This window comes from Bacillota bacterium, assembly GCA_018818595.1.
GTDB lineage: Bacteria > Bacillota_I > Bacilli_A > Izemoplasmatales > Hujiaoplasmataceae > JAHIRM01.
In genome coordinates, this window is the sequence record JAHIRM010000042.1 from 1 (window position 1) to 2,022 (window position 2,022).

Annotated in this window: 2 protein-coding genes; both read right to left on the reverse strand. The window is 37.4% G+C overall.

Annotated features, from left to right (window positions below):
* Positions 1 to 386 precede the first annotated feature (386 nt).
* On the reverse strand, positions 387 to 950 hold the full coding sequence (locus tag KJ971_07445; protein MBU1145664.1) for a hypothetical protein: 564 nt from the start codon (positions 948 to 950) through the stop codon (positions 387 to 389).
* Between the two features lie 314 nt (positions 951 to 1,264).
* Positions 1,265 to 2,022 (reverse strand): hypothetical protein (locus KJ971_07450; GenBank protein MBU1145665.1); only part of this gene is annotated, 758 nt, incomplete at its 5' end.

A 2,022-nucleotide genomic window follows, 5' to 3' on the forward strand; every position in this document is an offset into this window, starting at 1 on the left:
CAGACTGATATCCGCCTTCGCCAATGAAGTCAATCCGATTGTCAGTATTAAAGCCAAAGTAACACCGACTCCAATTAACATGCTCTTATCTGTTTTTATCTTTTTCATTTTTTCTTTTTAGTTTTAATTTTACCGACCTTTATGTTGGAAACCTTTTCGGGTTTCATTGCTTTTTTTGCGGCTTCTTCCTCCGCTGCCTGTTGCTTAAATTTATCCTTTAAGGAAGGCAATCTATATTGGTCTACACTCATAAGCATTATTTTTTTAATAATAAAAACCGACAGTTGTGAAACTGCCGATTAGATTCCCCGCGCAATAGGATACGATTACACGGGGAAGCTAACTAGCAGTTCCACGATTTTGTATCCTAAATTAAGTTGTTAATATTACCTGTAAAAACTTGACCTTGTTGTCATTTGGACATTCAAACTTGTTGAAGAAGCATTCGCCTGAAATGCAATACATTCGGCAACCACATCTTTTAATACTATCTGGGTTGAATCTCCAACCAGAATACCTGTCCACGGAAAAGTTGTTGTAGATGTATCAAGCGTTAATGAATTTGCCAGATTTACGGTATTTCTTCCTATATCAAACCAACGAATTTCCGATGTTATCGGGACATTATAGATAGTGCTTGTCGTTGCGGTTTCACAACCGGTATCGTTTGAACCTAAGACAGAAAAATAAGCAGTCATTCCTACGCCCGGTGAACTTGAAGCATTGGCGGCAAAAATGTCAAATGTAACCATATCAACATAATTACCAATTCGCTTCTTTGTTGTTGTCGTAGCTCCTGCCGCAAGATTTCCGGTAAAATTTGCATAAGTTGTTGTTGTAGCCGCTCTTGTGCCAAGAATATCAATCGGCACATTCATCGGAACAACAGCTCCCAGGGATTCTATCGCCATTTCTTGCGTTGGTTCGTGTGAATACCACAATACGCCCACTGCAATTATTCCCGCGATTGCTATTGATAGTAATAATTTATTCATATTCTTATTATATCAAACTTTTAATATACGACCTAATTTATAAACCAACATTGTTTAACTCTTTAATTTCTTGTTCCGCTTTGTTGGAAAACTTTTTTAATTCCTTAAATCCGTCTTCTAATAAATTTATCGCCATTCTTTCTGAAGCCAATGTTTGAACATCCTGCGTCCCCGATGACTTCAAAAATGTTTCCCTTAATACTGTTTTCACGGCACCGGACATTATTCTATCTGACATAAAGTTCCGTATTTTTTGTTGTTGTGTGGTATCAAGCATTTTGTGGCGTTAATGTTTGCGGCACTTCTACCTTGCCGGCAGGTTGCGCTTCAGGTGGTAATTGACCTAAATTGGAAAAATCAACCCCGTTAATTCCACTAAACTCTAAAATATCATTGAAGGCAGACGCCATTCCGTCCATTTGCATTACTTGCTGAAATCCAGCAGGATTTGAAAAAATAAACTGGAAAATTGAAAGTATTTTGTCTGTCATTGCCATTAAGTTCTTCTGTTTTCCTGAAATGTTAATACCCATTTTTATTTCTACATCCTTGAATTCACCTTTGAGTATTTCAATAAGCCATTTGTTGCCGACTTTCTTAAACTCCTCATAAAATTGCTCCTTTAATATTTCTTTTGAAGTTGGCAATTCGCCGTTTAATACCTGTTCATTTCTTTGTTTGTTGACATGATTTTCTATCATTCTTTCAGATACCCATTTCATCTCTTCTGCGGTTAATGTGGAAAGAAAATTAACGCCATTTAAAATTTTCTTTTTCATTCTTGGTATAATATCCCAGCGATACAATTCCTCAATGAACTTGGCTCTTTGCCCTCTTCGCCTATCGTGTAAACCTCTTCCTTGATAAACCGTGCGTTCCTGTTCCCTAAATGTCGTCCCAGAAGACGCTTCTTTGCCTAACATCGGGTCAAACGCTGAACCGACAGTTTGTGCTTGTTCAAACCAAGAATTAATGCTTCCTTCAAATAACTGGATTTTAGCTGGCTCTATTGTGGGTATTAAACGGA